Origin of the sequence: Halomarinibacterium sedimenti (genome assembly GCF_019312585.1) — a bacterium.
GTDB lineage: Bacteria > Bacteroidota > Bacteroidia > Flavobacteriales > Flavobacteriaceae > Halomarinibacterium > Halomarinibacterium sedimenti.
In genome coordinates, this window is the sequence record NZ_JAHWDP010000002.1 from 283455 (window position 1) to 308454 (window position 25000).

Genomic DNA, 25000 nt, shown 5'->3' on the forward strand with positions numbered 1-25000 from the left:
TTTATATATAAATGTACATAGGCGATGAAAACTTAATAATTCCATTTTCTTGATAAGTCTGCAAATTATCGGGATTGGCATGGGGAAGTCCTATAACACTTTTTTGGTCACCGTTATATATTGTTATTAAGTTAAAAGTGTATTTAGACTTGGAACTCAAGGGAAGCAATATATGTCCAGAAGTTAATTTTAAAGCTCCTTGTCCATTTGCAATAGTAACCTGTTCAGGACCTAAAAACTGAAAATCTTCATTGGTCTCAATTGAGAGGGTCTCGAGATTCATATCCCTTGTATTAATAATATAATAATCCCAACGTGTAGCGCGCGCTTTAAATTGAATGTCAAATCGAGGAACAACTAGCGTAGATGCCACAATGTCTTTGAAGTAAATCTTTATCTCACCAAAATGGGTGTTCGCAGGAGTTTCAGTGGGTTCTAAAATAACATCCTCCAATATTTCTGAATTTCTATAATTATCACTTTCATACAAGTAGGTGAATTGTTTATCTACGGGAAGTTCAGTATAACCAAAAAAGCTGTCGTCTTTTACAACCATTTTAAATTCAAAAAAATTGCGATTTGAAGCAACTTCTATCTCATTTAAATAATCAGAGAGCGAACCTTCATGGGTATGATATAAAAAGAACACACTATCCTTTTTTTGTAATACAAAACCATACCTTTCAAATAATCTTTGAGTTTGGTTTTCTATTATTAGGTCTATCGCATTTTCAGAAGATCCACTTTCAAAATAGGTATGAAACAACCCTATTTGAAACAAGAGTTGATAGGTTTGGTTGGCCATAAAAACAGTATTTTAAAAAGAATAGAATACCAATCAATATCCTAGATTTTAAAGATACTGATTTTCAAATTGGAAGAAATACGTAGTAATACTTATTCTAATTTAAGGCTAAATCTCCAAATCCCCTTTACCCTCACGCACTAAGACTGGTTCATCACCAGTTAAATCGATGACAGTAGAGGCTATATTCCCGCCATAGCCACCATCAATAACAATATCGACAAGGTTACCCCATTTTTCATAGATTAATTCAGGATCGGTGGTATATTCAATAACCTCATCTTCGTCTTTAATTGAGGTAGAAACAATAGGATTCCCAAGCGCACGAACAATAGCCCTAGCTACTGAATGATCTGGCACTCGAATCCCCACTTCCTTTTTCTTTTTAAATGCCGATGGTAAATTATTATTACTTGGAAGAATAAAAGTATAAGGTCCTGGCAGGGCTCTTTTTAGAAGTTTAAAGGTGCTTGTATCTATTTGCTTAACATAATCGCTTAAATTACTTAAGTCTTCACAAATAAAGGAGAAGTTCGCCTTTTCAAGCTTCACTCCTTTTATCTGAGCAATACGTTCCAAAGCACTTTTATTAGTAATGTCACAACCTAGGGCATAAACCGTATCACTAGGATAGATAATTAAACCTCCGTTCTTCAGTGTTTTTACCACTTTCTGAATTTCCTTGGGATTGGGATTCTCTTCGTAAATTTTAATAAGTTGGGCCATAAACTATCAATTTCAAGGCTTTATAAAGATACGCTCTTTTCTGAAACTGTTTGGCATAGAATAAATTATTCAATAACACTTAGCTTGGCAAACCGAAGCAACAATTTTTTTAACCCGCCATTTTCAAAGTTAATTTCGGCTTTTGTATCAGCTCCAACACCTTCTATCTTCACAATTTTTCCTATTCCGAAACGAACGTGCTCAACCATAGAACCTACCGATAGATTGGCATCTTCTGCACTAAAATTTTTATCTGTACTGCTAGTAACAGGTTTTAATCTGCGCAATTTTTGTAATTGTGCCTCCGTAGGACCTTTAGGTGGTGTTCCAGCCGAAGGCTTTCGCAATCGCAACTTACTTTTATCAATATCATCAAAGATATCGGAATCAATTAAAGGCTTGTATTTATGTTCTGTTATAGGTGTAAGATATTCCAAATAACTATCATCGATTTCTTCAATAAATCGGCTAGGCTCTGCATCTATCAATTTTCCCCAACGGTACCTCGTTTGTGCATAGGTTAAAAAGGCTTGCTTTTCCGCTCGGGTGATGGCTACATAAAACAAACGGCGTTCTTCTTCTAATTCGGCACGCGTATTCATACTCATGGCACTGGGGAACAAGTCCTCTTCCATCCCCACAATATACACATACGGAAATTCCAAACCTTTAGCCAAATGCACCGTCATTAAAGCTACTTTATTATCATCCCCTTTATCATTATCCATATCGGTAGCAAGGGCAACATCCTCTAAAAATTCAGAAAGAGCACCCGTTGCATCGGCAAGTTCTTTTTGTTCCTCTACAAAATCACGCATCCCGTTCAGTAACTCTTCTAGGTTTTCAATACGAGCAATTCCTTCGGGCGTTCCGTCTTTTTTTAATTCGGTAAGTAAACCTGTTTTTTTGGTAACGTGTTCGGCTATTTCAAAGGCATTATAATTCTGATTCAAGACTTGAAAACTCTGAATCATCGTCACAAAATCTTGCAGCTTCGTTTTAGTACCGCTGTTAACCTTCAAATCGATTTTATCTAGGTTTTGCATCACTTCAAACACCGGCCGGTTGTAGTGATTGGCTGCTACAATCAATTTTTCTAAGGTGGTATCCCCTATCCCACGCGCAGGATAATTGATGACACGTTTTAAGGCTTCCTCATCCTTGGGATTCAGAATTAAGCGTAAATAGGCAATGACATCTTTTATTTCTTTCCGCTGATAAAAACTCAAGCCTCCATAAATGCGATACGGAATGTCTTTCTTCCGAAGCGCATCTTCCATGGCTCGAGATTGTGCATTGGTGCGATACAAAATAGCAAAATCATCATATTTTAACTGATGATTCATCATGGTTTCAAAAATAGAACTCGCTACAAATCGCCCTTCGTCCCCATCGGTCATCGTTCGGTTTACCTTTATTTTATTTCCTTCATCATTGGCAGTCCAAACCACTTTATCCAAACGGTTTTTATTCTTTTCAATAATACTATTGGCAGCATTTACAATGTTTTTTGTAGAGCGATAGTTTTGTTCCAAACGGTACACCCGTACATCCTCATAATCCTTCTGAAAATTGAGAATGTTATTAATATTTGCTCCGCGAAACGCATAAATACTTTGTGCATCATCCCCCACCACACAAATGTTCTGAAAGCGATCACTCAAGGCTCGCACAATTAAATACTGACTGTGATTGGTATCTTGGTACTCATCCACCAAAATATAGCGGAATCGGTTTTGATACTTTGCCAACACATCAGGGAAGCGAGTTAATAATTCATTCGTTTTAAGCAGTAAATCGTCAAAATCCATGGCACCAGCCTTAAAGCAACGATCAACATAGTTTTTATAGATATCTCCCAAACGTGGCATTTTTGCCATAGCATCGGCTTCCATTAACTCAGGATTGGCAAAATAGGCCTTCACCGTAATCAAGCTATTTTTATAGGAAGATATTCTGGAGTAAACCTGCTTGTACTTATAGATATCCTTATCAAGTTGCATTTCCTTGATAGTTGCACGAATCACACTCTGGCTATCCTGCGTATCATAAATGGTAAAATTAGAAGGATAGCCTAATCGCTCTGCCTCAAACCGAAGAATTTTCGCAAACACACTGTGGAAAGTTCCCATCCAGAGGTTCTTAGCCTCACTACTTCCCACAATCTGCGAAATACGCTTCTTCATTTCTCGAGCAGCTTTATTGGTAAAGGTCAATGCCAAAATAGAAAAGGAGTCCACCCCTTGCGACATCAAATACGCAATTCTATAGGTTAGTACACGTGTCTTTCCAGACCCGGCACCTGCTATCACAATCATCGCCCCATCTTTCTGTAAAACGGGCGCTAATTGAGCGTCATTTAATTGTTCTAAATATTCCTGCAAGGGTATTTTTTTCAGAAGATTTTTAAAAGTTGAAAAATAGGAAAATTGAAAGAAAATTTAGATACAATACCATATAAATTATGAACAAACAAATTGATTTTCCCTATTTTTAATTTTTTTTAAAACACCTAATGTATTTTAAAAACTTGCATTCTATGAAATATTATTTTTTTGCATTTCTATTATTTACCATTTCAACGAATGTAAAATCACAGGAAAGTGAAACTGAAAAAACTATTGCATCTTTAAAACAAAAGATTGCCACATCTCAAAAAGCTGAAAAACTACAATGGATGGATAGCCTGTCTAACGTCATTGCCTTCGACACACCTTTTGAAGATGATTCCTTAGTAAAAGCCACTTCTCAATTTGCCATTTCTTTAGACTCTTTTAACATCGCCATACACCATACAGCCAACCAAATTTATTATTTAACCAATATCAAAGGAACTCCCGAAGAAGCTAAGAAACTTTACCTCTCTACTAGAAAATACCTCCCTAGGGTAACCCTTGCGGAAGCAAAGTGTAAATTTTACTACGATGCTGGGAACACTTATTTCTACTTAAGGGATTTTTCTACTGCCTTGCAGTTATATGATAGTATTCAATACCTCTCCTCTCAAACAAAAACTGGAAAATACCTAGGGCTATCTAAAATGGCAAAAGGCCAGGTGTATACAGATATGGGGGATTTTGGTAAAGCGTCATTAGAGCTACAAGACGCTATAAGATATTACCAAACAAACAAAGACACTTTAGGTCTTGTGGGTGCCAGAAACTCTTTAGTAATACTCTATAGTAAAAACCGTTTTTTTAAGGAAGCTAAGCAAGAACGGGACCAGCTTATTGCCATATCCTTAAAGCAGGAAGATTACAACTCCCTACCTGCATTATATTACAATGCAGCGGCAGACCAACGTAAAACAAAAGATATCAAAGCACGTATTAGGTATTTAAACCAAGCCTTAGAAGCTACCTATAAGTCTAAATACAAAGAGTATTACGAGCCAATCATGTTATCGGGGCTAGTCTTGGCGTATTCCGAAGCAGATAGCCTTTCCAAAGCACAAGAATTCTTAAAAATTATAGAAGCCAACAAAGAAAAAAATACCACAGGACCTTATCGCACCTATTATTTAGAAGCCATAAAAGCCGTAGAATTACTTAAAAAGAATTATGCCAATGCCATACAATATGGAGAAGAATACCTTTCCTTAATGAAAGAAGGAAAACAATACGAAGAAATTGAATTTGGAGAATACTTTTTATACCAAGCCTATGAGACCATAGGCAACCAAAGCAAAGCATTCCAACATTACAAGGCGTACAACAACTTAAAAGATTCTATTGGTGACTCTCAAAAAGTACGGGTACTTTCCTACTACCAAACCCTATATGAAACCGAAAAAAGAGACCTAACCATAAAAGCGCAAGAGACAAACATCGCCCTTTTAGATGAAAAGAATAAAGTAAAAAACCAGTGGTTATTATTTGGAGGCATGGGATTTCTCTCACTTTTTGGATTTGTTTGGGTCTTACGTTCCAGAAATTTTGCAAAAAGACGTCAGAAACTTCAGGAAAACTTTACTCAGGATATTTTAAAAACACAAGAAAATGAACGTGCACGGATCGCTTCCGAACTTCACGACAGTGTGGGGCAAAAACTACTAATGATTAAAAACTCACTTGTTTCAAAAGAAACCGAAGACAAAAATGAAATCGATTTAGTGGGTGAAACCATTAAAGAAGTACGAGAAATGTCTCACAATCTACATCCTTTTCAGTTTGAAAAATTAGGATTGATAACATCCTTAAAAAATATGGTAGAGACCTTTCAGAAAAACTCTAATGTATTTTATTCCGAAGACATTGAAATACAAGATGGACTCATTACTAAAGAAAATGAAATATATGTATTTAGAATGCTACAAGAGGCAATGACCAACGTAGAAAAACACTCACAAGCAACAGCTTGTAGCCTCACTTCTAAAGAAACAAAAAACTATCTTGTGTTTACCCTAAAAGATAACGGAAAAGGCTTTAAAGCCGATTCAATAAAAACAAATGAAGGACTAGGTATGAAAACCCTAAAAGAACGCGCCCAGTATATTGGTGCTACATTGGATATCGAATCTGTTCCTGAAAAAGGATCCAGTGTAACCATTAAAATACCTAAAAAATGAATCCAACCATAATCGTTGCAGACGACCACCCCATTCTTTTAACAGGAACAAAAGCATTTTTAGAAAGCAAACGGTTTAATATACTAACTACAGCTCTAGATGGTAACGAAGCATACAATGCAATTGTAAATCACAGTCCCGATATTGCCATTTTAGATTTTGATATGCCCAAACTTAACGGACTTGAAATTGCATTACAATGCCAACAAAAGGGATTTAAAACAAAAATAATCATTCTCACACTCTACAAGCAAGAAGCTATTTTAAATGAAGTAGGGAAGACAACCCATGGCTATCTCTTAAAAGAAGACGCCTTACAAGAAATCGAGTTTTGTATCAACGAAGTACTGGCAGGAAAAACCTTTGTGAGTAAACATATTATAGAAGGCATTCATTTTTCTAAAGAAACTGAAGAACTCAAAAACCTCACCGTTGCCGAAGCAAAAATCTTGCGTTATCTCGCTAAAAATTTTTCATCTTCCCAAATTGCCGAAGAACTCTTTATCTCCAAACGTACGGTAGAAAAACACCGAAGCAATATTATTAAGAAACTCGAAATCCCACCCACCCAAAATGGGCTCCTCCTTTGGGTTCAAAAACATCCCCATCTATTCAATACGTAAACACAACCCTATCCTATACGCCTCTCTATTTTCTTCTCTCAATTACCTATTCTCTATCCAATACGTAGGTCTACGAATTTTTTCAAATAAGAGATATCCATAGTTTTGAAGATGGAATCTAAAGAAAAACTTCTTACAACAGCTACGGTCAATACTATTAAAATGTTAAGCAAAGTAGAACGTGAAATATTACTAAATATAAAACAAGGAAAAACCTCAGCAGAGATTGCGGCTGTAAGAAATTGCTCTACCCGCACTGTAGAAAAACACCGCAGTAACATCATTCAAAAACTTGGGATTAAATCGTCTCAAAATGCATTATTACTTTGGATCGTGAAACATCCCAATCTTTTTAAAACGTAGTAATTACTCTATACTATTCACTACTCACAATTCACTATCCAATGCGTAGGTCTACGTATTTTTTTAAAGCCTATTGTGAGGTAGCTTGCACTTATCATCAAAACGACTAAATCATGAAAAAAGGATTACTAGCACTAGTACTTATTATCACTCCTCTACTTCAAATACAGCTTATAGCTCAGGAAAGTGATAGTACATCAAGAAGCAACGAACTTCTTTCGACCTTAAACGTAAATCGTGAAGTACTTAATTTTACAAATGGCCGTGCTACAGCTCAGCAAATCTATACTACAGATCCAGCAGCACCCAATTTTAAGGCCATAAACTTTAGTACCTCATTTGCAGAATCCTCACCAAAGTTTGGAGATAAAATACGGTTTACCAACACCAGTGATAATAGGTTAATTACCAAAGTGGAAGTAGGACTTTTTCATCTTGAAACCGATCCCCAAACACCTATTACCCTAGAAATTTCTATGTATTCAGATTGTCCAGCTATTAATTCTGAAACCCAAGGATTTGCATGTGGCAGCGGTGTGGGAACCCTTATTCCCGGAAGTACCATGACCCTACCTAGCTTTTATCCTCCTAACGGAGCTTATTTAAAATCCTTCGATTTTGCAACACCTGTAAATGTGTATGGATATGGTAATGAAATAACTGTGGTATTTAAAGCTGTAAGCACAAGTAGTGTATATATGTTAGGGAATACACCTATTATTGTGGGAAGTCTCCCTATTGGTGAAGCCCCCGAAAGCCGCTATGCAATTTGTGGCGAGGCAGTGGATATTGCAGGTTGCGATTTTACTTTCCCTACCCATATCACTAATAATATTCTTATAAATATTATGGCAATAGAAGACAACACACCCCCTACAGCTGTGTGTCAAGATATCACGGTAACTCTTAATCCTTTTATATCGAATACAATTGTAACCCCTGCAATGATAAATGGGGGTAGTACTGACGGAGAAGGTGATATTACTCTTACTATCCCTCCTTTTGGAAATGCCACTATGAACTGTAGCAATTTAGGGAATAATGTGGTTACATTAAACGTTACCGATAGAGCGGGTAATACAGCTACCTGTACTGCTAATGTTACGGTAGAACCTTCTGAACTCACTATGGGGTGCCCCTCAAATGTAGTGCTTAATGCAGGGGCCAATTGTAATGCCGAATATACACCTCCTTTGTTATTGGCTTCACAATCTTGCGAATCGATTACCATAACACAAACCTCGGGTCCTACCGGAATTGCCACGCTACCCATTGGGGTTACAACCTATTCTTATACCGCAAACAGTACCTCTGGAGATTCTGTTTCTTGTTCTTATACAGTAACCGTAGTGGATAATACCGTACCTGTCATAGAAAATTGCCCAACCAATATTACAGTTTCAAGTGAACCTAACGCTTGTGGTGCTAATGTAAGCTTTACAACTCCTTCTATTACCGATAATTGTCTTGCTTTTTGGGCACAGGTGCAAGGACTTTCGTCAGGTTCCTTTTTTCCTGTAGGGACTACAACCAATACTTTTGTAGGGTCAGACTTTGGAGGACACAATGTAGTTTGCGAGTTTACAGTAACAGTATTGGATACGAATCCACCGCAAATAACTTGCCCAGCAAATGCTACAGTAGAATGTACAGGAGAGAATATAACCATTAGCGATTTTAGGGTTTTTTCCTATAATGGAGCGCCCCAAAGCTGGACCGATGCACAATATGGAAACGTGGTTAATGCTACAATAGATGTAGCAACTATCCCAACGGGTGCAGTTATTACAGATATTCAAATTGGAGTTAATATGGATCATAGTTGGCTGGAAGATATAGGCCTAAAGCTAGTTAGTCCTAACGGAACAGTAATTAACCTGCTTGATTGGGGCACTCTTTGTGAAGGACAAGCAGACACAGACAATATAGCTGCCATTTTTAAGGATAGTGCGCCTTTTACAGCTCCAGAAATCTGCGAAGGGCTCATATTTACTGGAGACGATAGTGAAAATTGTCCGCAATACTATTTAATTGATGCAGGAATTAGCGGTGCTGTAAAGCCTCAAGATCAACTCAATGCGCTACTATTTGAAAATCTCCTAGGTATTTGGGAACTTCGTGTACAAGATGCTTTTGAGTTTGACGGAGGTTGCTTACACGACTTTACGCTCGAAATATTTTACGATCTTGAAGTTGACCCAAATTCAGACCCATCCATTACAGGAATACCAACAGCAATGGACTGTGTAGGAACTCCCACCTTAAGTTATATAGATAGTATAAGCCCATTATGTGGTAATTCAAAAACAATAACCAGAACCTGGGAAGCCACAGATGCAGCAGGAAATACAGATACCTGCATACAAACTATTACAGTAGTAGATACCACCCCTCCCGTAGTAACTTGCCCTAGCGATATGGTAGTGCTAAACGATCCTAACACCTGTGGCGCCAACATTAATTATACGGTGGAAGGAGAAGATGGTTGTAGTAGCTTCACAGTAACACAAACAGCAGGATTTGCCAGTGGTACTATATTCCCAGTGGGAACTACCCTTAATACCTTTAATGTTACAGACGCTTGTGGAAATACTACTAGCTGTAGTTTTTCTGTTACAGTTCAAGATAATGAGGCTCCCACAACGGTATGTCAAGATATAACAGTACAACTTGATGTCAATGGTACTGCCATCATCATAGCCAGCGACATAGATAACGGAAGTACAGATGCTTGCGGTATTGGCACTCTTGCTATAGATACAGATACGTTTAATTGCACCAATATTGGGAATAACCTAGTAACCTTAACCGTAACCGATACGAATGGAAACTCCTCACAGTGCATTGCTACCGTAACAGTAGAAGATACAATAGCGCCTTCCGTGGTGTGCCAAGATATTACTATTCCATTAGATGCTGCTGGCGAAGCATCCATACTACCAAGTGATATAGATAATGGAAGTACAGATGCCTGTGGCATAAACAACATATCTATAGATATCGATTCATTTAATTGTAACGATGTAGGACCTAACAATGTAATACTTACCGTCACAGATAGCCACGGAAATACTGCGCAATGTACCGCTGTAGTAACCGTTCAAGATGTGACACCTCCCTTAGTTGCTTGTCCAGCCAACATCAATGTTCCAACAAATTTTGGAGTGTGTGGTGCACAAGTAACTTTTGCAAACCCTACAGCTTTAGACGAATGTGGTATTGCTTCAATAACACAAATAAGTGGATTAGCCAGCGGAAGCACCTTCCCTATAGGTGAAAACACCATAATATTTGAAGCAACCGACAATAGCGGAAACATAACCATTTGTAGTTTCACTATTACAGTAACCGATACGGAAGCTCCTACAATGGCATGTCAAGACATCACGATTCAATTAGATGAATTTGGAGATGCAACCATCACGGCAAATGATGTGGATGAGGGAAGTAGTGATCCGTGTGGACTAACTTCGCTTGCCATAGACATTGACACCTTCGATTGTAGTAATGTAGGGTCTAACAATGTCACCCTTACCGCTACTGATATCTATGGAAACAGCAGCAGTTGTGTCGCCGTGGTCACCGTAGAGGATGTAATCGCTCCGGTAGCGGTTTGTCAGAACATGACCGTGCAACTGGATGCGACAGGAACGGTAATTATAGATCCAGCCAGTTTAGATGGTGGTAGCGCCGATGCCTGTGGTATAGATGTAAATGGGTATTCCTTAAATATCGACACCTTCGATTGTAGTCATGTGGGAGACAATTCTGTAATCCTTACCGTGACAGATATAAATGGAAACACCAGCACCTGTAATGCCATCGTTACTGTAGAAGATACCACCGCTCCAGATTTGGTGTGCCAAGATATTTCAGTGCAGCTAGATGAAAACGGAGTAGCAATCATCACAGCCGAAGATGTAATTGCTAGTAATACCGATGCCTGTGGCACCACCACCACTTCAGTAGATACATCTTCCTTTAACTGTGCCGATATAGGAAGTCCAGTAATCATTACGGTCTTTTCCCAAGATATACACGGAAACATTTCTTCGTGTACTGCAACGGTTACAGTAGAGGATGTATTAGGACCACAATTTGACAATGGAACACTACCTGTAGATGTGGTTCGTATGGCCGATGAAAATGGGGAATACGTCCTTGAAGATTTTACTATAGGTATCATCGTTACAGATAATTGCAGTGATCCCATACTTCCAATTGTTCTAGATCAAGATCCTGCCATAGGAACCATCCTTACCCCAGGAGTGTACAACATCACCCTATTTGCACAAGATGACCTCGGTAACATGACAGAGTATACCTTCTTGCTTGCTGTAGAGGCATTTCTTGGTACAGGAGAGGTTACGATTGACCTATCCTCCATTGTCCTCTACCCTAACCCTGCCAAAACCGAACTCAATATTGCAAATCCGCAACAGATTAAACTAGAGCAAATGAGTATCTATGATATAAATGGACGCCTAGTGATGAAAGTGTCATTAAACAATTTTGGAATTCAAAAAACAATTGATGTCTCAACATTGGCAAGTGCTTCCTATCTAGTTGAAATTCAAAGTGAAAAGGGAAACATCATAAAACAACTCTTGAAGGAGTAAGCCTAGTTGTTAATGTTTTTCAAAGGCCCTTTTATAATTAAAAGGGCTTTATTTTTTTCATAACTTTAAAACAATAAAAACCATTCGTTATGAGTCAGCTAAAAAAAGAAGATATTAGTCAGGAAGTATTTGACCTTTACGACGATTATGCCCATAATAAAATGGATCGTCGCCAATTTGTAGAAAAGCTTTCTGCTTATGCTGTAGGAAGCATTACTGTGGGTGCGCTGTTGAGTTTTATAACCCCAAATTACAAGAGTTCAATTTTGGTACCACAAGACCATCCCGCATTAGACTCAAAATACATAATGTACGATTCTCCCAAAGGAGGTGGTACTATAAAAGGACTGCTCTCTACACCCAATGAAATGCAAGGAAAACTTCCTGGCGTTATTGTGGTTCACGAAAATAGAGGGTTAAACCCTTACATAGAAGATGTAGGAAGACGTACCGCTCTCGACGGATTTATAAGTCTTGCTCCGGATGCCCTAACGCCATTGGGTGGCTATCCTGGAAATGATGATGACGGTAGAGAATTACAAAGAAAAAGAGACCGCAACGAAATGCTTGAAGACTTTATCGCCGCCTTCCAATACCTCAAAAACCACCCAGACTGTAACGGAAAGGTAGGTGTAGTAGGCTTTTGTTTTGGAGGTTGGATCTCCAATATGATGGCGGTAAAACTGCCAGACTTATCGGCCGCCGTTCCCTTTTATGGGGGCCAACCTTCAGCCGAAGAGACCGCCCAAATAAAAGCTCCATTATTACTTCATTATGCCGAACTTGACACCCGTGTGAATGCAGGCTGGGAAGCTTATGAAGTAGCGTTAAAAACCAATAATATTGACTATACAGCGCATTTCTATCCTGGCGTAAACCATGGATTTCACAACAATACCACACCTCGTTACGATGAAGCGGCTGCCACACTTGCCTGGGAAAGGACCATTAACTTCTTTAAAGAAAAGTTAATATAACCATTACTACTTTTCTTGCTACCAATTACCTTTTCAATTTCCATATCTTTATGGTCTAATTGAATCGTATTATTAAATATATCAAACCAAAACAGTAAATGCTTACCGCCATTATTACAAAAATTTTCTTTTTAATAGCAGTTATAGACCCACTGGGTTCAGTACCTGTGTATCTTGAAGCCACCAAACAGCTGGATCAAAAACACAAGAAAAAAGTAGCAATTTCGGCGTCATTTATAGCCTTTCTTATTTTATTGTTTTTTATAGTCGTTGGACAATTAATCTTAGAAGGAATGCAAGTGACGCTAGACGCATTTCAAATATCTGGAGGCGTTATACTTTTTCTCTTTGCGTTAACAATGATTTTTGGAGAAGGAAAGCCTGAATCTGAAAAACATATGATTAAAGATTATAAACATGTGACTATTTTTCCAGTAGCTATCCCATCTATCGCTTCCCCGGGGGCCATTATGGCAGTGGTGCTTTTAACAGAAAACCACCTTTATACTATCCAACAACAAATAATCACAACCATCTTGGTATTGGTAGTGGTTTTGATTACCATGGTAATTCTTTTAGGGGCAACCTTTATCCAAAAACGTATAGGAGAATACGGAATTACGGTTATAAGTAAAGTAATGGGACTCATTCTTGCGGCCTATGCTGTGCAAAGTATCCTTAGCGGGTTAAAAGACTTTTTTGTAGTTCTTAAATAACCGCTCTTAGTTTCTCTTTACACCTCCATACGCTCTTATTCATTTAAACACCAAATGCCATATAGAAATAGCATTTTAGCAATCCTTAAGAAATATAAAACAAAATGATTGTGAGTTTTAAGCTATGGCAAATTATGTATAAAGGCCATTATCATTCCCAACAAGGTAAGGAATTCCTAATCCCTATTTATGATTCAATGCTCTTTGATATCTTATAATACACCCATATATCGAAAAAAATATTCGTATAAATGTTTTACTTAACTAAAATCAACCAAAAAGTATACAACATTCGAAAATCTGTATAAAAAGTTCTGCTTACTTCCATCCTACCTTTGTATCATTCTTTTAAACAATAAAAAAAGTAAAATGAATACAAACCAATTTGGCAAAAAAGGCTGGACTCCCGAAAGGATAGGAGACTTAAGCGGTAAAACATACATCATAACAGGTACTACAAGTGGAACAGGATTTGAAGCAGCAAAAATATTGTTGACCAAAGGCGCAAAGGTGGTAATGCTCAATCGAAATCCAAAGAAATCAGAAGACACCATCGCAGCGCTAAAACAAGAACTTGGTGATTCTATTGAGGTATCATCTATTCAAATGGATTTGTCACAACAAAATTCTGTTAAGAAAGCAGCACAGGAGATTCTAAAAACAGTACCACAAATCGATGCGCTTATCTGCAATGCTGCCATTGCTCAAGTACCCAGCCTAACACTTACCGACGATGGCTTTGAAAGTCAATTGGGGGTAAATCACTATGGTAATTTTTTACTGCAAGCATTACTCTACCCTCGAATTGAAGCATCGAAAGGACGGATTGTAACTGTAGGTAGTATGGGGTATAATTTAGGGATTAAAACCATTCAGTTTGACGATATGAACTGGGAAAACAACTACAGTCCTAATGCTGTATATAGCCAAAGTAAATTGGCGCAGATTATGTGCGTTTATGAATTACAAGACCGATTAAAAAAAGCGGGGAAATCCCATGTAAAGGCTTACGCTTGTCATCCTGGTGCATCCCGTACGTCCTTAATAAAAACCAGTGGTAGTTTAACGACACGCTTCATTTGGCAATTGATGAAATGGTCCCCATTGGTGCAATCGGCTGAAAAGGGCGCGTATCCACAATTGATGTGTGCTACAGAACCAAATCTTGATGAAAGTGGTTTTTATGGCCCTACAGGAAGACAAAATTGGACGGGTCCGGTTGGCGCACATACATTAGAGCCACATGCAAAGGATAAAGAAGTTGCGGTGAAATTGTGGGAAGTATCGGAAAGAGCCGTTGGTGTAAAGTGGAATTTTTAAATTTAAGAATGATTATAATTAAAAAAATAATGATTGTAGTACTATTGATAAGCACCATAATTGGCGCTGGAACTTTCATTTTCTTAAACACCGAACGATTTGGGAAACATCCATCAGGAGAGCGTTTATTAAGAATAGAGAAATCGCCCAATTATAAAAACGAAAGCTTTCAAAATTTAAATGAAACGCCTATGCTAACCGAAGGTGTTGGGTATGGTAAAGTACTGTACGAGTTTCTATTTTCATCAAAACCGAAAGAACCTACTAAAGCCCTCCCTTCAATAAAAACCGACTTAAATGCCCTAAAATCTGAAGAGAATGTACTGATTTGGATGGGGCATTCAACCTATTTCTTACAAATTGATGGCAAAAAAATATTGGTAGACCCCGTTTTAAGTGGTAACGCCTCCCCCTTTTCATTTACTACTAAAGCTTATAAAGGAACTGACATTTACACAACAGACGATATTCCCGAAATAGATTTCTTATTCATATCCCACGACCATTGGGACCATATGGATTATAAAACCCTGAAACAGTTAAACCCAAAAATTAATAAAGTCATTACAGGTCTTGGAAATGGTGCCCATTTAGAACATTGGGGGTTCAATCCAGAAAAAATCTATGAAGGTGATTGGTATGATACATTTTCTTTTGAAGAGGGTTTTCAAGCATACGTTACACCAGCACGACACTTTTCAGGAAGAGGCTTTACCCGTGCAAAAACACTCTGGGCTTCCTTTGTTCTAAAAACTCCAAACGCAACTATTTACATTGGGGGCGATAGCGGATATGATGCACATTTTAAGGAAATTGGAGAAAAATATGGTCCCTTTGACTTGGCAATACTTGAAAACGGGCAATACGATAAAAAATGGAAATACATCCATATGCTACCAGGAGAACCCTTTATGGCTGCCACTGATTTAAACGCAAAAGCTGTTCTACCGGTACATTCCGGAAAATTTACGCTTGCCAATCACGATTGGGACGAACCATTCACGAACATAACGGAAGGAAAAAATGAAAAAAATATTAGAATCCTAACACCCATGATTGGCGAAAATATTAATTTAAAGGACAGTTTGCAGCAATTTAAACCTTGGTGGAAATCTATAAAAGAATAAAAAATGAAACACTATAAAACACTATCTGCATTTCTTGATTTTATGCAACTGCCCCGTCCAGAGCATCCTATGCTAAGTGTTATGGTGGCAAAAGGTGATGAGTTCCTGCCTTGTCCTAGAGAAAGCTCTCCTCCTATTTCGACAGATTGTTATTCCATTAGCCTAAAAAAAATAATGCACGGTGAATTAAATTATGGCCGTACAAAATATGATTTTACCAATGGCGCATTGATTTTTATTGCCCCAAGACAAGTTCTACAATGGGACAGTAGTTTCATTTTTGATCAAAAAGGATTTTCAATTAATTTCCACGAAGATTTTTTAAAAGGAACGGATTTAGCCCAACAAATAAAGAAATACAACTTCTTTTCTTATGCTGCCAATGAAGCATTGCACTTGTCACCAAAAGAAGAAAAGCAAATAGAATCCATTGTCGAAAATATTGAAAGTGAATATCAAAACAACCAAGATGCCTTTAGCAAAGACATTATTATTTCACAATTGGATACCTTATTAAAATATGCCAATCGCTTCTATGAAAGACAGTTTTTAAATAGAAAAGAATTATCTCATAGTTTGCTTGAGCATTTTAACCAAGAACTCGACAGGTATTTTGAGTCTGGGCAACTTCAAGAAAAAGGCATTCCAAGTATTGAACAACTAGCCGAAAAAATGTCGGTTTCCCAACGTTATTTAAGCGATACGCTTAAAAAAGAAACGGGAAAAACCACCACAGAACATTTACAATTACGCCTCATTGATGAAGCAAAGAATGTTTTATTACAACCCAACAAAAGCATCGCAGAAGTAGCTTATGAATTAGGGTTCGAATACCCACCCTATTTTTCGAGATTATTTAAAAAGAAAGCAGGCATTAGCCCCACAGAGTACAGAGAAAAATATAAATTAAATTAAATTAAAATGGAACTATTAAAATTAGCCACAGAATGGGCAAAAGCCGAAGTATTCTCCACACGTTTCTTCATTCTTTTTGCAATCCTATTTTTAATTGCAAGCGTTGGATTTTGGCAATTAGGAAAAACAGATTTGGCAAAAGCATACATCATTCCAACCTTGGTAGCAGGTGTTATGCTCTTAACCATTGGGCTTGGGTTATTTTACACCAACAAATCAAGGATTACCCAATTTGAAAAAGCATATAATGCCGATGCTCCTGCCTTTTTTCAGTCAGAAATAGACCGTTCAGAAAGTACTTTAAAGCAATTTATAGTTGTTTTTAAAGTAGTTCCAATAGTAATTATCGTAGCAGCATTATTAATTCTATTTATTAATACACCAACTTGGAGAGCAATTGGTGTTACAACCATTTCAATGTTAATTGTCATTTTATTAATCGACGGAAATGCACAATCAAGAATGGAAGCCTACCATAAAGAATTAAAATTAGTGGACTTAGCAGATGAAATCAAAAAATGAGGACACATAACAATCCTTATATAATAAATTACTAGTTTTAACTAAACCAATGTATTAAACCTTACTTTCAAGCTAGCAAAGCCGAAACTTGAAATAAAAAATCATTAAATATGTTTACAATACAACAAATACACCACGCAACTGAAAAGGTTAAAAGCGGGGCAGATTTCCCTCAATTTGTCCAAGACCTAAAAAAGATTGGAGTAACACATTATGACAACTTCGTATTAGACGGACGCACAAAATATTACGGAATAAATAACTTTACTCTTGTCGGGGAATCAAAATATCCAAAAATGGAAGTGAATAGCACAGGTTCCGCAGACAAACTGAAACACGCAATTAAAATCCATCAACAAGGACAAACAGACTACCCAACCTTTTGCCAACAAGCGGCTAACGCAGGAGTCGAAAAATGGACAACCCATATGCTTGAAATGACGGTAACCTATCTCGACAAAAAGGGTGATAAATTAACTGTAGAACCCATTCCACAACCGTAAAATATTACTAAAGAATAAAAAAAGACTACAAATAGCAATCACAATAAACAATCCCTTATTCTCACCGCCAAAAAACAAAACCCCTCGTCATTGCGACCACGAGGCACGAAGTGGGAAGCAATCTCAACATTCTTAGCTCGAGGGATGTTACTAAATGTAAAATTGTATCGAGAACAACCCCGAAGGACTTTAAAGAATAGAGCAGCAACAAGCCTAAATGAACGCTACCTACTATTCAAAGAGCATCCCTTTTATGCAGAATAGTCGCAGAAAAACTCCGATTTGTCATCCTGATCTGTCACACTGAGCTGTCACACTGAGCCTGCCTGTCCTGAGCTGTCACACTGAGCTTGTCGAAGTGCTGTCGAAGGGTCGAAGTGCTGTCGAAGGGCAGTCCGAAGGACTTTCAGGAATAGTGCAGCCACAAGCCTAAATGAACGCTACCTACTATTCAAAGAGCATCCCCTTTATGCAGAATAGTCGCAGAAAAGCTCCGATTTATCATCCTGAGCTTGTCGAAGGGCAGTCCGAAGGACTTTCAGGAATAGTACAGCCACAAGCCTAAATGAACGCTACCTACTATTCAAAGAGCATCCCTTTTATGCAGAATAGTCGCAGAAAAGCTCCGATTTTTCATCCTGAGCTGTCACACTGAGCCTGCCTGCCCTGAGCTTGTCGAAGGGTCGAAGTGCTGTCGAAGTAAGGCAATGCAAAAAAGAAAAGAACATGACTAGGATAACATTATTATCTCCCAAACCCCTCCCCTCTTTTTCAAAAAATAAATATCTTTAGCATAAATTACCAAACAATGAAAAACACCCTACTATATCTCTTTGCATTCCTATGCATCACCACCAGTCATGCACAAATGGACAAAGACCTCCTCAAAGACATCGAAAGCATAGAACCCAAAGTAATTGACTGGCGTCACTACTTTCACCAAAACCCAGAACTATCCAACCGTGAATTTAATACCGCCAAAAGGATTGAAGCCCACTTAAAATCACTAGGATTTGAAGTACAAACAGGAGTGGCCATTACAGGAGTAGTAGGAATTTTAAAAGGCGACCTCCCCGGTAAAGTCGTTGCACTGCGTGCAGATATTGACGCACTCCCTGTGACAGAAAGGAACGATCTTCCCTTCAAAAGTACCGTAAAGACAACCTTCCTCGACACCGAAACAGGTGTGATGCACGCCTGCGGACACGATACCCACACAGCTATTTTAATGGGCGTTGCCGAAGTACTATCCAAACATCGCAATAAAATTAAAGGAACCATCAAGTTCATATTTCAACCCGCCGAAGAAGGCCCACCACCCGGTGAAGAGGGCGGAGCAAAATTGATGATTAAAGAAGGGGTGTTAAAAAACCCAGATGTAGATGTCATATTCGGACTTCATATTAACTCAGGAACTCCCGTAAACACCATCAAATACAAAAGTGGTGGTACCATGGCAGCGGTAGAGCGGTTTGTGGTTACCGTAAAAGGAAAACAAACCCACGGTTCTGCACCTTGGACGGGTGTAGATCCCATCCTTATTTCTGCCAAAATCATAGACGGCTTCCAAACTATTATTAGCCGCGAATCTCCTTTAGTAGATGAAGCAGCTGTTATTACCGTAGGAAAAATCACGGCAGGGGTACGCTTTAATATCATTCCAGAATCGGCCGAAATGATTGGAACCGTCCGTACGCTAGACCCCAATATGCGTGATATGATTATCCGCCGTATGACAGAAATGGCACGCGATATCGCCAAAGCCTACGGAGGCGAAGCAACCATAGATTGGCAAAATAACACCGTTGTAACCTACAACGACCCAGACTTAACCGCAAAAATGCTCCCAACGCTGGAAGCCGTTGCAGGCAAGGATAATGTTTCAACTATGAAAGCTACTACAGGAGGTGAAGATTTCTCTTATTTTCAGGAAATTGTCCCAGGGTTTTATTTCTTCCTCGGCGGAATGACCCCAGGAAATACAAAAGCTTTTCCACACCACACACCAGACTTTCAAGTGGACGATGCTGGAATGCTGTTAGGGGTAAAAGCGATGAGTCAACTAGCCATAGATTATCTTAATGCAAACTAAAAATGGTTCTAGAGTTTATTAAAAGCATCCCTTGGTGGGGCTGGGTGCTTATTGTATTAGCATTAGTAGCACTAAGAGACATCTTTTTCCAAAAAAGACATACCATAAGTCATAACTTTCCAATTATTGGACATCTTAGGTATGTATTGGAACACATAGGCCCAGAACTACGCCAATATTTGGTAGCAAACAACCGTGAGGAACTCCCCTTTAATAGAATAGAACGAGGTTGGATATACGCTTCCGCAAAAAAAGAAAATAACTACGAAGGTTTTGGAACGGATAGAGACATTTATGCACATCAGCATATCTTTATCAACAATGCCATGATGCCCTACCAAGTTAAAGAGGACCACCCTAACCATTTAGATAAAAACTTCCTCCCTTGTGCCAAGGTCATGGGGCTTCACAATAAGCGTCGTAAACCCTATCGTCCAGCATCTATTATTAATGTATCGGCAATGAGCTTTGGTTCTCTTTCGGCTAAGGCTGTAGAATCCTTAAACAAAGGAGTGAAATTAGCTGGTGCATACCACAATACAGGAGAAGGTGGACTTTCACCTTACCATAGCCACGGTGGAGATGTGGTGTTTCATTTTGGGACAGGATATTTTGGCGTTCGAGCCGCAGATGGAGGTTTTTCTATGGAGAAAATGGTGAAGCTGGTGGAAGACAATCCTTTTATTCGTGCCATCGAAATTAAACTCTCCCAAGGAGCGAAACCTGGAAAAGGAGGTGTTTTGCCTGGGGCTAAGATTACCCACGAAATAGCCAACATTAGAGGTGTTGAAGTAGGAAAAGATGTCCTTTCTCCCCCCAATCATAAAGCCTTTTCAAATGTCCCAGAATTGCTCCAGTTTATTGAAGATATTGCGGAAGCCACTGGACTTCCCGTGGGCGTCAAAGCCGCCATCGGAAAAATTGACGAATGGGAACAACTAGCCGATTTAATGCTTCAAACTGGAAAAGGTCCCGACTTTATTACCGTGGACGGTGGTGAAGGTGGAACGGGTGCCGCTCCGCCTAGCTTTGCAGACCATGTATCGTTACCCTGGGTATATGGTTTTAGTGAACTCTACAAAGTGTTTAAAAAACGAAAACTTACCGATAGAATCGTCTTTATAGGAAGCGGAAAACTAGGCTTCCCAGCCAAAGCAGCGATGGCATTTGCTATGGGTGCCGATTGTATTAATGTGGCACGCGAAGCCATGATGAGTATTGGCTGTATACAAGCGCAGATATGCCATACCAATCGCTGTCCCAGTGGCGTTGCGACCCAAAGTAAATGGTTGCAAAGTGGCATAAATATTCCGTTGAAAAGTGAACGTCTTGCACAGTATTTTAAAACCTTCAGAAAGGAATTAATCGAAATCACCCACGCATGTGGGTACGAACATCCCTGCCAATTTAAAATGAAAGATATCGATATTAATGTAGACGACCACAACCTTTCTAAAGAGTTAGACAGAACGTATATGTACGAAAAGGATGCTGTTCTCTTCGATGGGATGCAAACCTTGAAGGATTGTCAATATCTAGGTGGGAACTATTGAAATAAGTCTAAAAAAACTTTTCTATTGGTTTTTGAGATAGGAACACGGTAGTCACCATCCAAGACGACATAGCCTTCATTTTCAAAGCTTCGTACCTTTTCAATATTGATGATGTGAGACTTATGGCATTTAAAAAAAATAGTGCTTAATGATTTTTCAAACTTACCCAAACTGTAGGAACTTACTAAATGAGTTTTATTGGTTAAATGAAACTTTGTATACCCATCATATCCTTCAATATGTAGCACCTCATCCTGAGGAATAAAAGACAATCCTTTATGGGTAGGCACTATAATCTTGTTTGAATTGGTGATGGATTCGGTGAGAATTTCAATAAGTTTCGCATTGTTTTTACTTTGATGTTCCATTTCAATAGCCTGTAAAGCCTTATTAATGGCAGCACTTAGTTCTTCGTTATCCACGGGTTTTAACACATAATCGATTGCGGATTGTTTTAATGCTTTTAAAGCATATTCACTATACGCAGTAACAAAAATGACTTGAAAATGTACTTCCTTCAATTTTGAAAGCAATTCGAAACCATTCATTCTAGGCATTTCAACATCAAGGAAGACGATGTCCGGATTGCTAGATTCTATTAGTTTAAGGGCCTCATCTGGATTTTGAGTAGTATGTAGTATTTCAATTTCGGGAAATAGTTTTTCCACTTTTTGTTCCAACCCTTTTAAAGCTGAAATTTCATCGTCAACTAGAATAGCGGTGATTGGTTTCATTTTAAATGTTTTATAGTGAAGGTTGCTTTATTTCCCTTGTCTGATGCTTCTGAAAAAGCAACAACAGTACTATATGTGATATCCCAATGTTGTGACTGATTGAGTATCGAAATTCTATCCTTCAAAATTACGGAAGAACTTATTTTTCCGTTACGTTGTTTTTTTGTTTTCTCAAAACCCACTCCATCATCTAAAATTTCAACAGAAAATTCCTTAGGTTTAATATAGCTGAAATATAAGTTAATAGTTCCATTTTCTTCTTTATTAAAAATTCCGTGATTTACTGCATTTTCAACCACTGGTTGAAGCAACATAGTGGGTATTTTACTTTGAGTAATATTTAGTTTTGGATCTACTTCAATTGTAAAATTAAGCTTGTCTTTAAATCGAAGCTTTTCTATTTCTAAATAGTTATTAAGCAATGCTACTTCATCTTCTAGCGTGATTTCTTCTTCTTTGGATATTTCAAAAAACTGCCGGATTAATTTTGAGAACTTCACCAAGTATTTTTCAGAATTTTCAAAGTCATTCTCATTTATATAATACTGAATGGCCGTGAGTGAATTAAATACAAAATGTGGATTCATTTGGGATCGAAGCGCGTACAATTCGTATTCTGCGAGCTTCTTTTCTGCATTTAATTTGGCCATTTTCTTCTTTAATTCACTTTTACGAATCATTTGAAGGACAAAAAGCAATATCCCTATCCCAAAAAGACTGAAAAGAATTTTGGCAGTTATCGTTTGCCACCACAAAGGTTGTACGATAAAAGAAAATGACTTTTGGTAATCGCCAGAAGTTAATTGCAATTGATACTGATTGGGTGGTAAATCACTAAAATTTAATGTACTGGAAGTTGTTTCCTGCCATTGGTTCTGTAAGGGCTCTAGCTTATATTGAAACGCTACTGGCGTTTTCTTTTCAGAAAAATTAATGGCGCCTATTTTTACTCGAAGCGAGTTATGGGTTGTATAGTTAATCTCATTATTAGACAGACTTAAAGTCTCTCCATTAAATTGTACCGTATCAAAATATATATCCATAAACTGAGATGGAGCTGTAATGTTCAAAGGGAAAACAACCAAACCATCATCCGTCCCCATAAAAATATAATCCTCGTCTACTAAAACAGAGTTGACCCTTCGTGTAGCTAAACCCATTTCTTCCGTAACATTTTTAATAAATTGAAAAATATTACCCTTTTTTAAAAATTGAACAAGTCCTTCATTGGTGGCTAACCAAATGCTATCTCCTACAACAAAAGCATCTTTTATGTTTAGGTATTGCGTATTTGGAAAGTAAATTGTCTGTATAGTATTGGTTGCATAGGCTCCATACCCTTCAGTACAAATGATTACCCAATCCCTATTTAGGGATACAATATTATGAATTGGTTTTTGAAAAAGGGTGTCATTTACAATGGGAGTAACTACAGTATCCTTTAACACTTTTAATCCATCCGTGGACCCAATTAACATTTTATCATTAAACATAAACAGCTTATTCATACCAACAGCAGGGAATTTTGCCACCACATCAAAATTAGACTCCTTCATTTTTTTTATATCATAAGAACCTAAACCCCATAAAAACCCATCGTAATACACCATTTGCTTGATCCCTTCTTTAATCTTGGTTCTTTTAACTACTTTATGGGTATTAAAGGAATAGGAAACGACCTCAAGTTTGTGGACAAAATAGGTTTTCTGAAGATTATCAATTACACTTAAAGGGTGCAGCACCCCCTTTTCTTCGATGTATGGTAAAAAATCTAACTTAGATTTATTATAACGATAATATCCTTTATCAAAGACATTTACCACAATGTCGTTTCCAACTTTTTCAATATTTTCAATTTTTTCTGAAGGAAAAAAATAGGCTATTTTTTGGTAAACACTAGGGATTTTGTAAACCCCATTCTGAAAGGAAACCGCCCATATATTTCCAGTTTTATCGATACTTGCGTGATGGGAGTTAAATGAAGATGGAATTGATGCAGTTTTAGCTATTTTATATTTTGAATCTAATAGTGCTACAAAACTGGTGTCGGTTATTTGAATAGATCCATTCATTAAATTTATTCTTGCGAGATCTGAAAATTGATGGTTAAATCCATACGTTTCTTTTCCGTCAACAACCTCCTTTGTTTTACTATTGAATACCATGTAGGTATCTCGTTTTAACCAGCAAATAAGTGAATCCTTTGCTCTAAAATGAATAATATTGACTGGTTTTTCTGCTTTTATTAGCGCTTCCACCTCACTCTTAATTTTGAATAATGGATGCTTTTTGATTTCATCTATGGCTTCCCATTTATTATCTGTATTTAAGAAGTACCAATTATTCTTACTTTCAAACAAAATAGTATTCTCAATTTCTATAATTTTTAAGGGGAAAAAAACAATTCCTTTTTCTTCACCTTCAAAACTGTGCACTTTATCATTTTCAATATAGCCCACCTTGGAAGCTTTGCAGAAAAACCAAACTTTTCCATCTGGTGTAGTAGCTATTTCCCAAACATCATTAGTGGGTAGCCCTTCCTTTGTAGTAAATACTTTAAATTCTGTACCGTTATATTTTGCGATTCCATTATCTGTAATAACCCAAATAAATCCATTATTATCCTGAGTGACTTTATACACATGATTACTGGGTAACCCCTCTTTGATACTATAGTTTGTAGCGTATTGTGCTTGTCCAAGAGATGGAAGTAAAACCAATAATATAGCTAGGATGTAATAGCGTTTTAACACAATACTTTTCTTTACTGATAAAAATAGTGAATTGATTCTAAGTTTATTATACAAAAGGGCGAAGTAAATAGTAGCTTCGCCCTTT

18 protein-coding genes are annotated in these 25000 nt (G+C 37.7%); 13 read left to right on the top strand and 5 right to left on the bottom strand.

Translation table 11 applies throughout. The annotated features are described in order from the left end of the window. Position 1: 1 nt before the first annotated feature. The 3 genes from KXJ69_RS05935 to KXJ69_RS05945 all read right to left on the bottom strand — a co-directional run bounded on the left by KXJ69_RS05935 (position 2) and on the right by KXJ69_RS05945 (position 3915). Positions 2–805 carry a hypothetical protein gene (locus KXJ69_RS05935; RefSeq protein ID WP_219052055.1) on the bottom strand — a complete coding sequence of 268 codons (804 nt, stop codon included), beginning with the start codon at positions 803–805 and terminating at the stop codon, positions 2–4. A gap of 108 nt (positions 806–913) precedes the next feature. Continuing rightward, a complete protein-coding gene (locus tag KXJ69_RS05940) occupies positions 914–1531 on the bottom strand; it encodes an L-threonylcarbamoyladenylate synthase (RefSeq protein ID WP_219052056.1) in 618 nt (205 codons plus the stop codon). A 65-nt stretch (positions 1532–1596) separates the two neighbouring features. Then, the gene (locus tag KXJ69_RS05945) at positions 1597–3915 is read right to left on the bottom strand and encodes an ATP-dependent helicase (RefSeq protein WP_219052057.1); all 2319 of its coding nucleotides are present in this window, start codon (positions 3913–3915) and stop codon (positions 1597–1599) included. A gap of 155 nt (positions 3916–4070) precedes the next feature. On the opposite strand from KXJ69_RS05945, the gene KXJ69_RS05950 reads away from it, so the two are divergent. The 13 genes from KXJ69_RS05950 (at position 4071) to KXJ69_RS06010 (ending at position 21428) form a co-directional block, all read left to right on the top strand. Next, positions 4071–6098, top strand: a complete 2028-nt coding sequence (locus KXJ69_RS05950; RefSeq protein ID WP_219052058.1) for an ATP-binding protein — start codon at positions 4071–4073, stop codon at positions 6096–6098. Then, positions 6095–6721 carry a response regulator gene (locus tag KXJ69_RS05955; RefSeq protein ID WP_219052059.1) on the top strand — a complete coding sequence of 209 codons (627 nt, stop codon included), beginning with the start codon at positions 6095–6097 and terminating at the stop codon, positions 6719–6721. The genes KXJ69_RS05950 and KXJ69_RS05955 overlap by 4 nt, the downstream gene beginning before the upstream one ends. 111 nt (positions 6722–6832) lie before the next feature. Next, a complete protein-coding gene (locus KXJ69_RS05960; protein ID WP_219052060.1) occupies positions 6833–7084 on the top strand; it encodes a helix-turn-helix transcriptional regulator in 252 nt (83 codons plus the stop codon). Between the two features lie 113 nt (positions 7085–7197). Further along, positions 7198–11703: an HYR domain-containing protein gene (locus KXJ69_RS05965; RefSeq protein WP_219052061.1), complete on the top strand. Its 4506-nt coding sequence runs from the start codon at positions 7198–7200 to the stop codon at positions 11701–11703. A gap of 89 nt (positions 11704–11792) precedes the next feature. Then, the gene (locus KXJ69_RS05970) at positions 11793–12680 is read left to right on the top strand and encodes a dienelactone hydrolase family protein (protein WP_219052062.1); all 888 of its coding nucleotides are present in this window, start codon (positions 11793–11795) and stop codon (positions 12678–12680) included. A 98-nt stretch (positions 12681–12778) separates the two neighbouring features. Then, positions 12779–13396, top strand: coding sequence for a MarC family protein (locus KXJ69_RS05975; RefSeq protein ID WP_219052063.1), 618 nt, complete (start codon positions 12779–12781; stop codon positions 13394–13396). A gap of 369 nt (positions 13397–13765) precedes the next feature. Beyond that, positions 13766–14716 carry an SDR family oxidoreductase gene (locus tag KXJ69_RS05980; protein ID WP_219052064.1) on the top strand — a complete coding sequence of 317 codons (951 nt, stop codon included), beginning with the start codon at positions 13766–13768 and terminating at the stop codon, positions 14714–14716. Positions 14717–14745: 29 nt separating this feature from the next. Further along, positions 14746–15843 carry an MBL fold metallo-hydrolase gene (locus KXJ69_RS05985; RefSeq protein WP_219052065.1) on the top strand — a complete coding sequence of 366 codons (1098 nt, stop codon included), beginning with the start codon at positions 14746–14748 and terminating at the stop codon, positions 15841–15843. A gap of 3 nt (positions 15844–15846) precedes the next feature. Further along, positions 15847–16758, top strand: coding sequence for a helix-turn-helix domain-containing protein (locus tag KXJ69_RS05990; RefSeq protein ID WP_219052066.1), 912 nt, complete (start codon positions 15847–15849; stop codon positions 16756–16758). 6 nt (positions 16759–16764) lie between these two features. Further along, positions 16765–17280 carry a hypothetical protein gene (locus tag KXJ69_RS05995; protein WP_219052067.1) on the top strand — a complete coding sequence of 172 codons (516 nt, stop codon included), beginning with the start codon at positions 16765–16767 and terminating at the stop codon, positions 17278–17280. Positions 17281–17390: 110 nt separating this feature from the next. Beyond that, the gene (locus tag KXJ69_RS06000; protein WP_219052068.1) at positions 17391–17783 is read left to right on the top strand and encodes a DUF1398 domain-containing protein; all 393 of its coding nucleotides are present in this window, start codon (positions 17391–17393) and stop codon (positions 17781–17783) included. A gap of 808 nt (positions 17784–18591) precedes the next feature. Further along, positions 18592–19875: an amidohydrolase gene (locus KXJ69_RS06005; protein WP_219052069.1), complete on the top strand. Its 1284-nt coding sequence runs from the start codon at positions 18592–18594 to the stop codon at positions 19873–19875. Between the two features lie 2 nt (positions 19876–19877). Continuing rightward, entirely contained in the window at positions 19878–21428 is a 1551-nt protein-coding gene (locus KXJ69_RS06010) for an FMN-binding glutamate synthase family protein (protein ID WP_219052070.1), read from the top strand. Here the strand turns inward: KXJ69_RS06010 and KXJ69_RS06015 are convergent. Beyond that, positions 21422–22162 (bottom strand): LytR/AlgR family response regulator transcription factor, encoded by a 741-nt coding sequence (locus tag KXJ69_RS06015; protein WP_219052071.1) that lies wholly within the window; start codon positions 22160–22162, stop codon positions 21422–21424. The two genes, KXJ69_RS06010 and KXJ69_RS06015, sit on opposite strands and share 7 nt — an antisense overlap. Further along, positions 22159–24969, bottom strand: coding sequence for a sensor histidine kinase (locus tag KXJ69_RS06020; RefSeq protein WP_219052072.1), 2811 nt, complete (start codon positions 24967–24969; stop codon positions 22159–22161). Before KXJ69_RS06020 ends, KXJ69_RS06015 begins: the two co-directional genes overlap by 4 nt. Positions 24970–25000: the final 31 nt, after the last annotated feature.

What these genes read in the sequence shown, in the direction of transcription:
- KXJ69_RS05935 (WP_219052055.1), bottom strand. Translation starts at nt 805, where the DNA reads ATGGCCAACCAAACCTATCAACTCTTGTTTCAAATAGGGTTGTTTCAT.
- KXJ69_RS06000 (WP_219052068.1), top strand. Translation starts at nt 17,391, where the DNA reads ATGTTTACAATACAACAAATACACCACGCAACTGAAAAGGTTAAAAGC.
- KXJ69_RS06010 (WP_219052070.1), top strand. Translation starts at nt 19,878, where the DNA reads ATGGTTCTAGAGTTTATTAAAAGCATCCCTTGGTGGGGCTGGGTGCTT.
- KXJ69_RS05960 (WP_219052060.1), top strand. Translation starts at nt 6,833, where the DNA reads ATGGAATCTAAAGAAAAACTTCTTACAACAGCTACGGTCAATACTATT.
- KXJ69_RS06015 (WP_219052071.1), bottom strand. Translation starts at nt 22,162, where the DNA reads ATGAAACCAATCACCGCTATTCTAGTTGACGATGAAATTTCAGCTTTA.
- KXJ69_RS05955 (WP_219052059.1), top strand. Translation starts at nt 6,095, where the DNA reads ATGAATCCAACCATAATCGTTGCAGACGACCACCCCATTCTTTTAACA.
- KXJ69_RS05940 (WP_219052056.1), bottom strand. Translation starts at nt 1,531, where the DNA reads ATGGCCCAACTTATTAAAATTTACGAAGAGAATCCCAATCCCAAGGAA.
- KXJ69_RS05995 (WP_219052067.1), top strand. Translation starts at nt 16,765, where the DNA reads ATGGAACTATTAAAATTAGCCACAGAATGGGCAAAAGCCGAAGTATTC.
- KXJ69_RS05970 (WP_219052062.1), top strand. Translation starts at nt 11,793, where the DNA reads ATGAGTCAGCTAAAAAAAGAAGATATTAGTCAGGAAGTATTTGACCTT.
- KXJ69_RS05975 (WP_219052063.1), top strand. Translation starts at nt 12,779, where the DNA reads ATGCTTACCGCCATTATTACAAAAATTTTCTTTTTAATAGCAGTTATA.
- KXJ69_RS05965 (WP_219052061.1), top strand. Translation starts at nt 7,198, where the DNA reads ATGAAAAAAGGATTACTAGCACTAGTACTTATTATCACTCCTCTACTT.
- KXJ69_RS06005 (WP_219052069.1), top strand. Translation starts at nt 18,592, where the DNA reads ATGAAAAACACCCTACTATATCTCTTTGCATTCCTATGCATCACCACC.
- KXJ69_RS05980 (WP_219052064.1), top strand. Translation starts at nt 13,766, where the DNA reads ATGAATACAAACCAATTTGGCAAAAAAGGCTGGACTCCCGAAAGGATA.
- KXJ69_RS05985 (WP_219052065.1), top strand. Translation starts at nt 14,746, where the DNA reads ATGATTGTAGTACTATTGATAAGCACCATAATTGGCGCTGGAACTTTC.
- KXJ69_RS05990 (WP_219052066.1), top strand. Translation starts at nt 15,847, where the DNA reads ATGAAACACTATAAAACACTATCTGCATTTCTTGATTTTATGCAACTG.
- KXJ69_RS05950 (WP_219052058.1), top strand. Translation starts at nt 4,071, where the DNA reads ATGAAATATTATTTTTTTGCATTTCTATTATTTACCATTTCAACGAAT.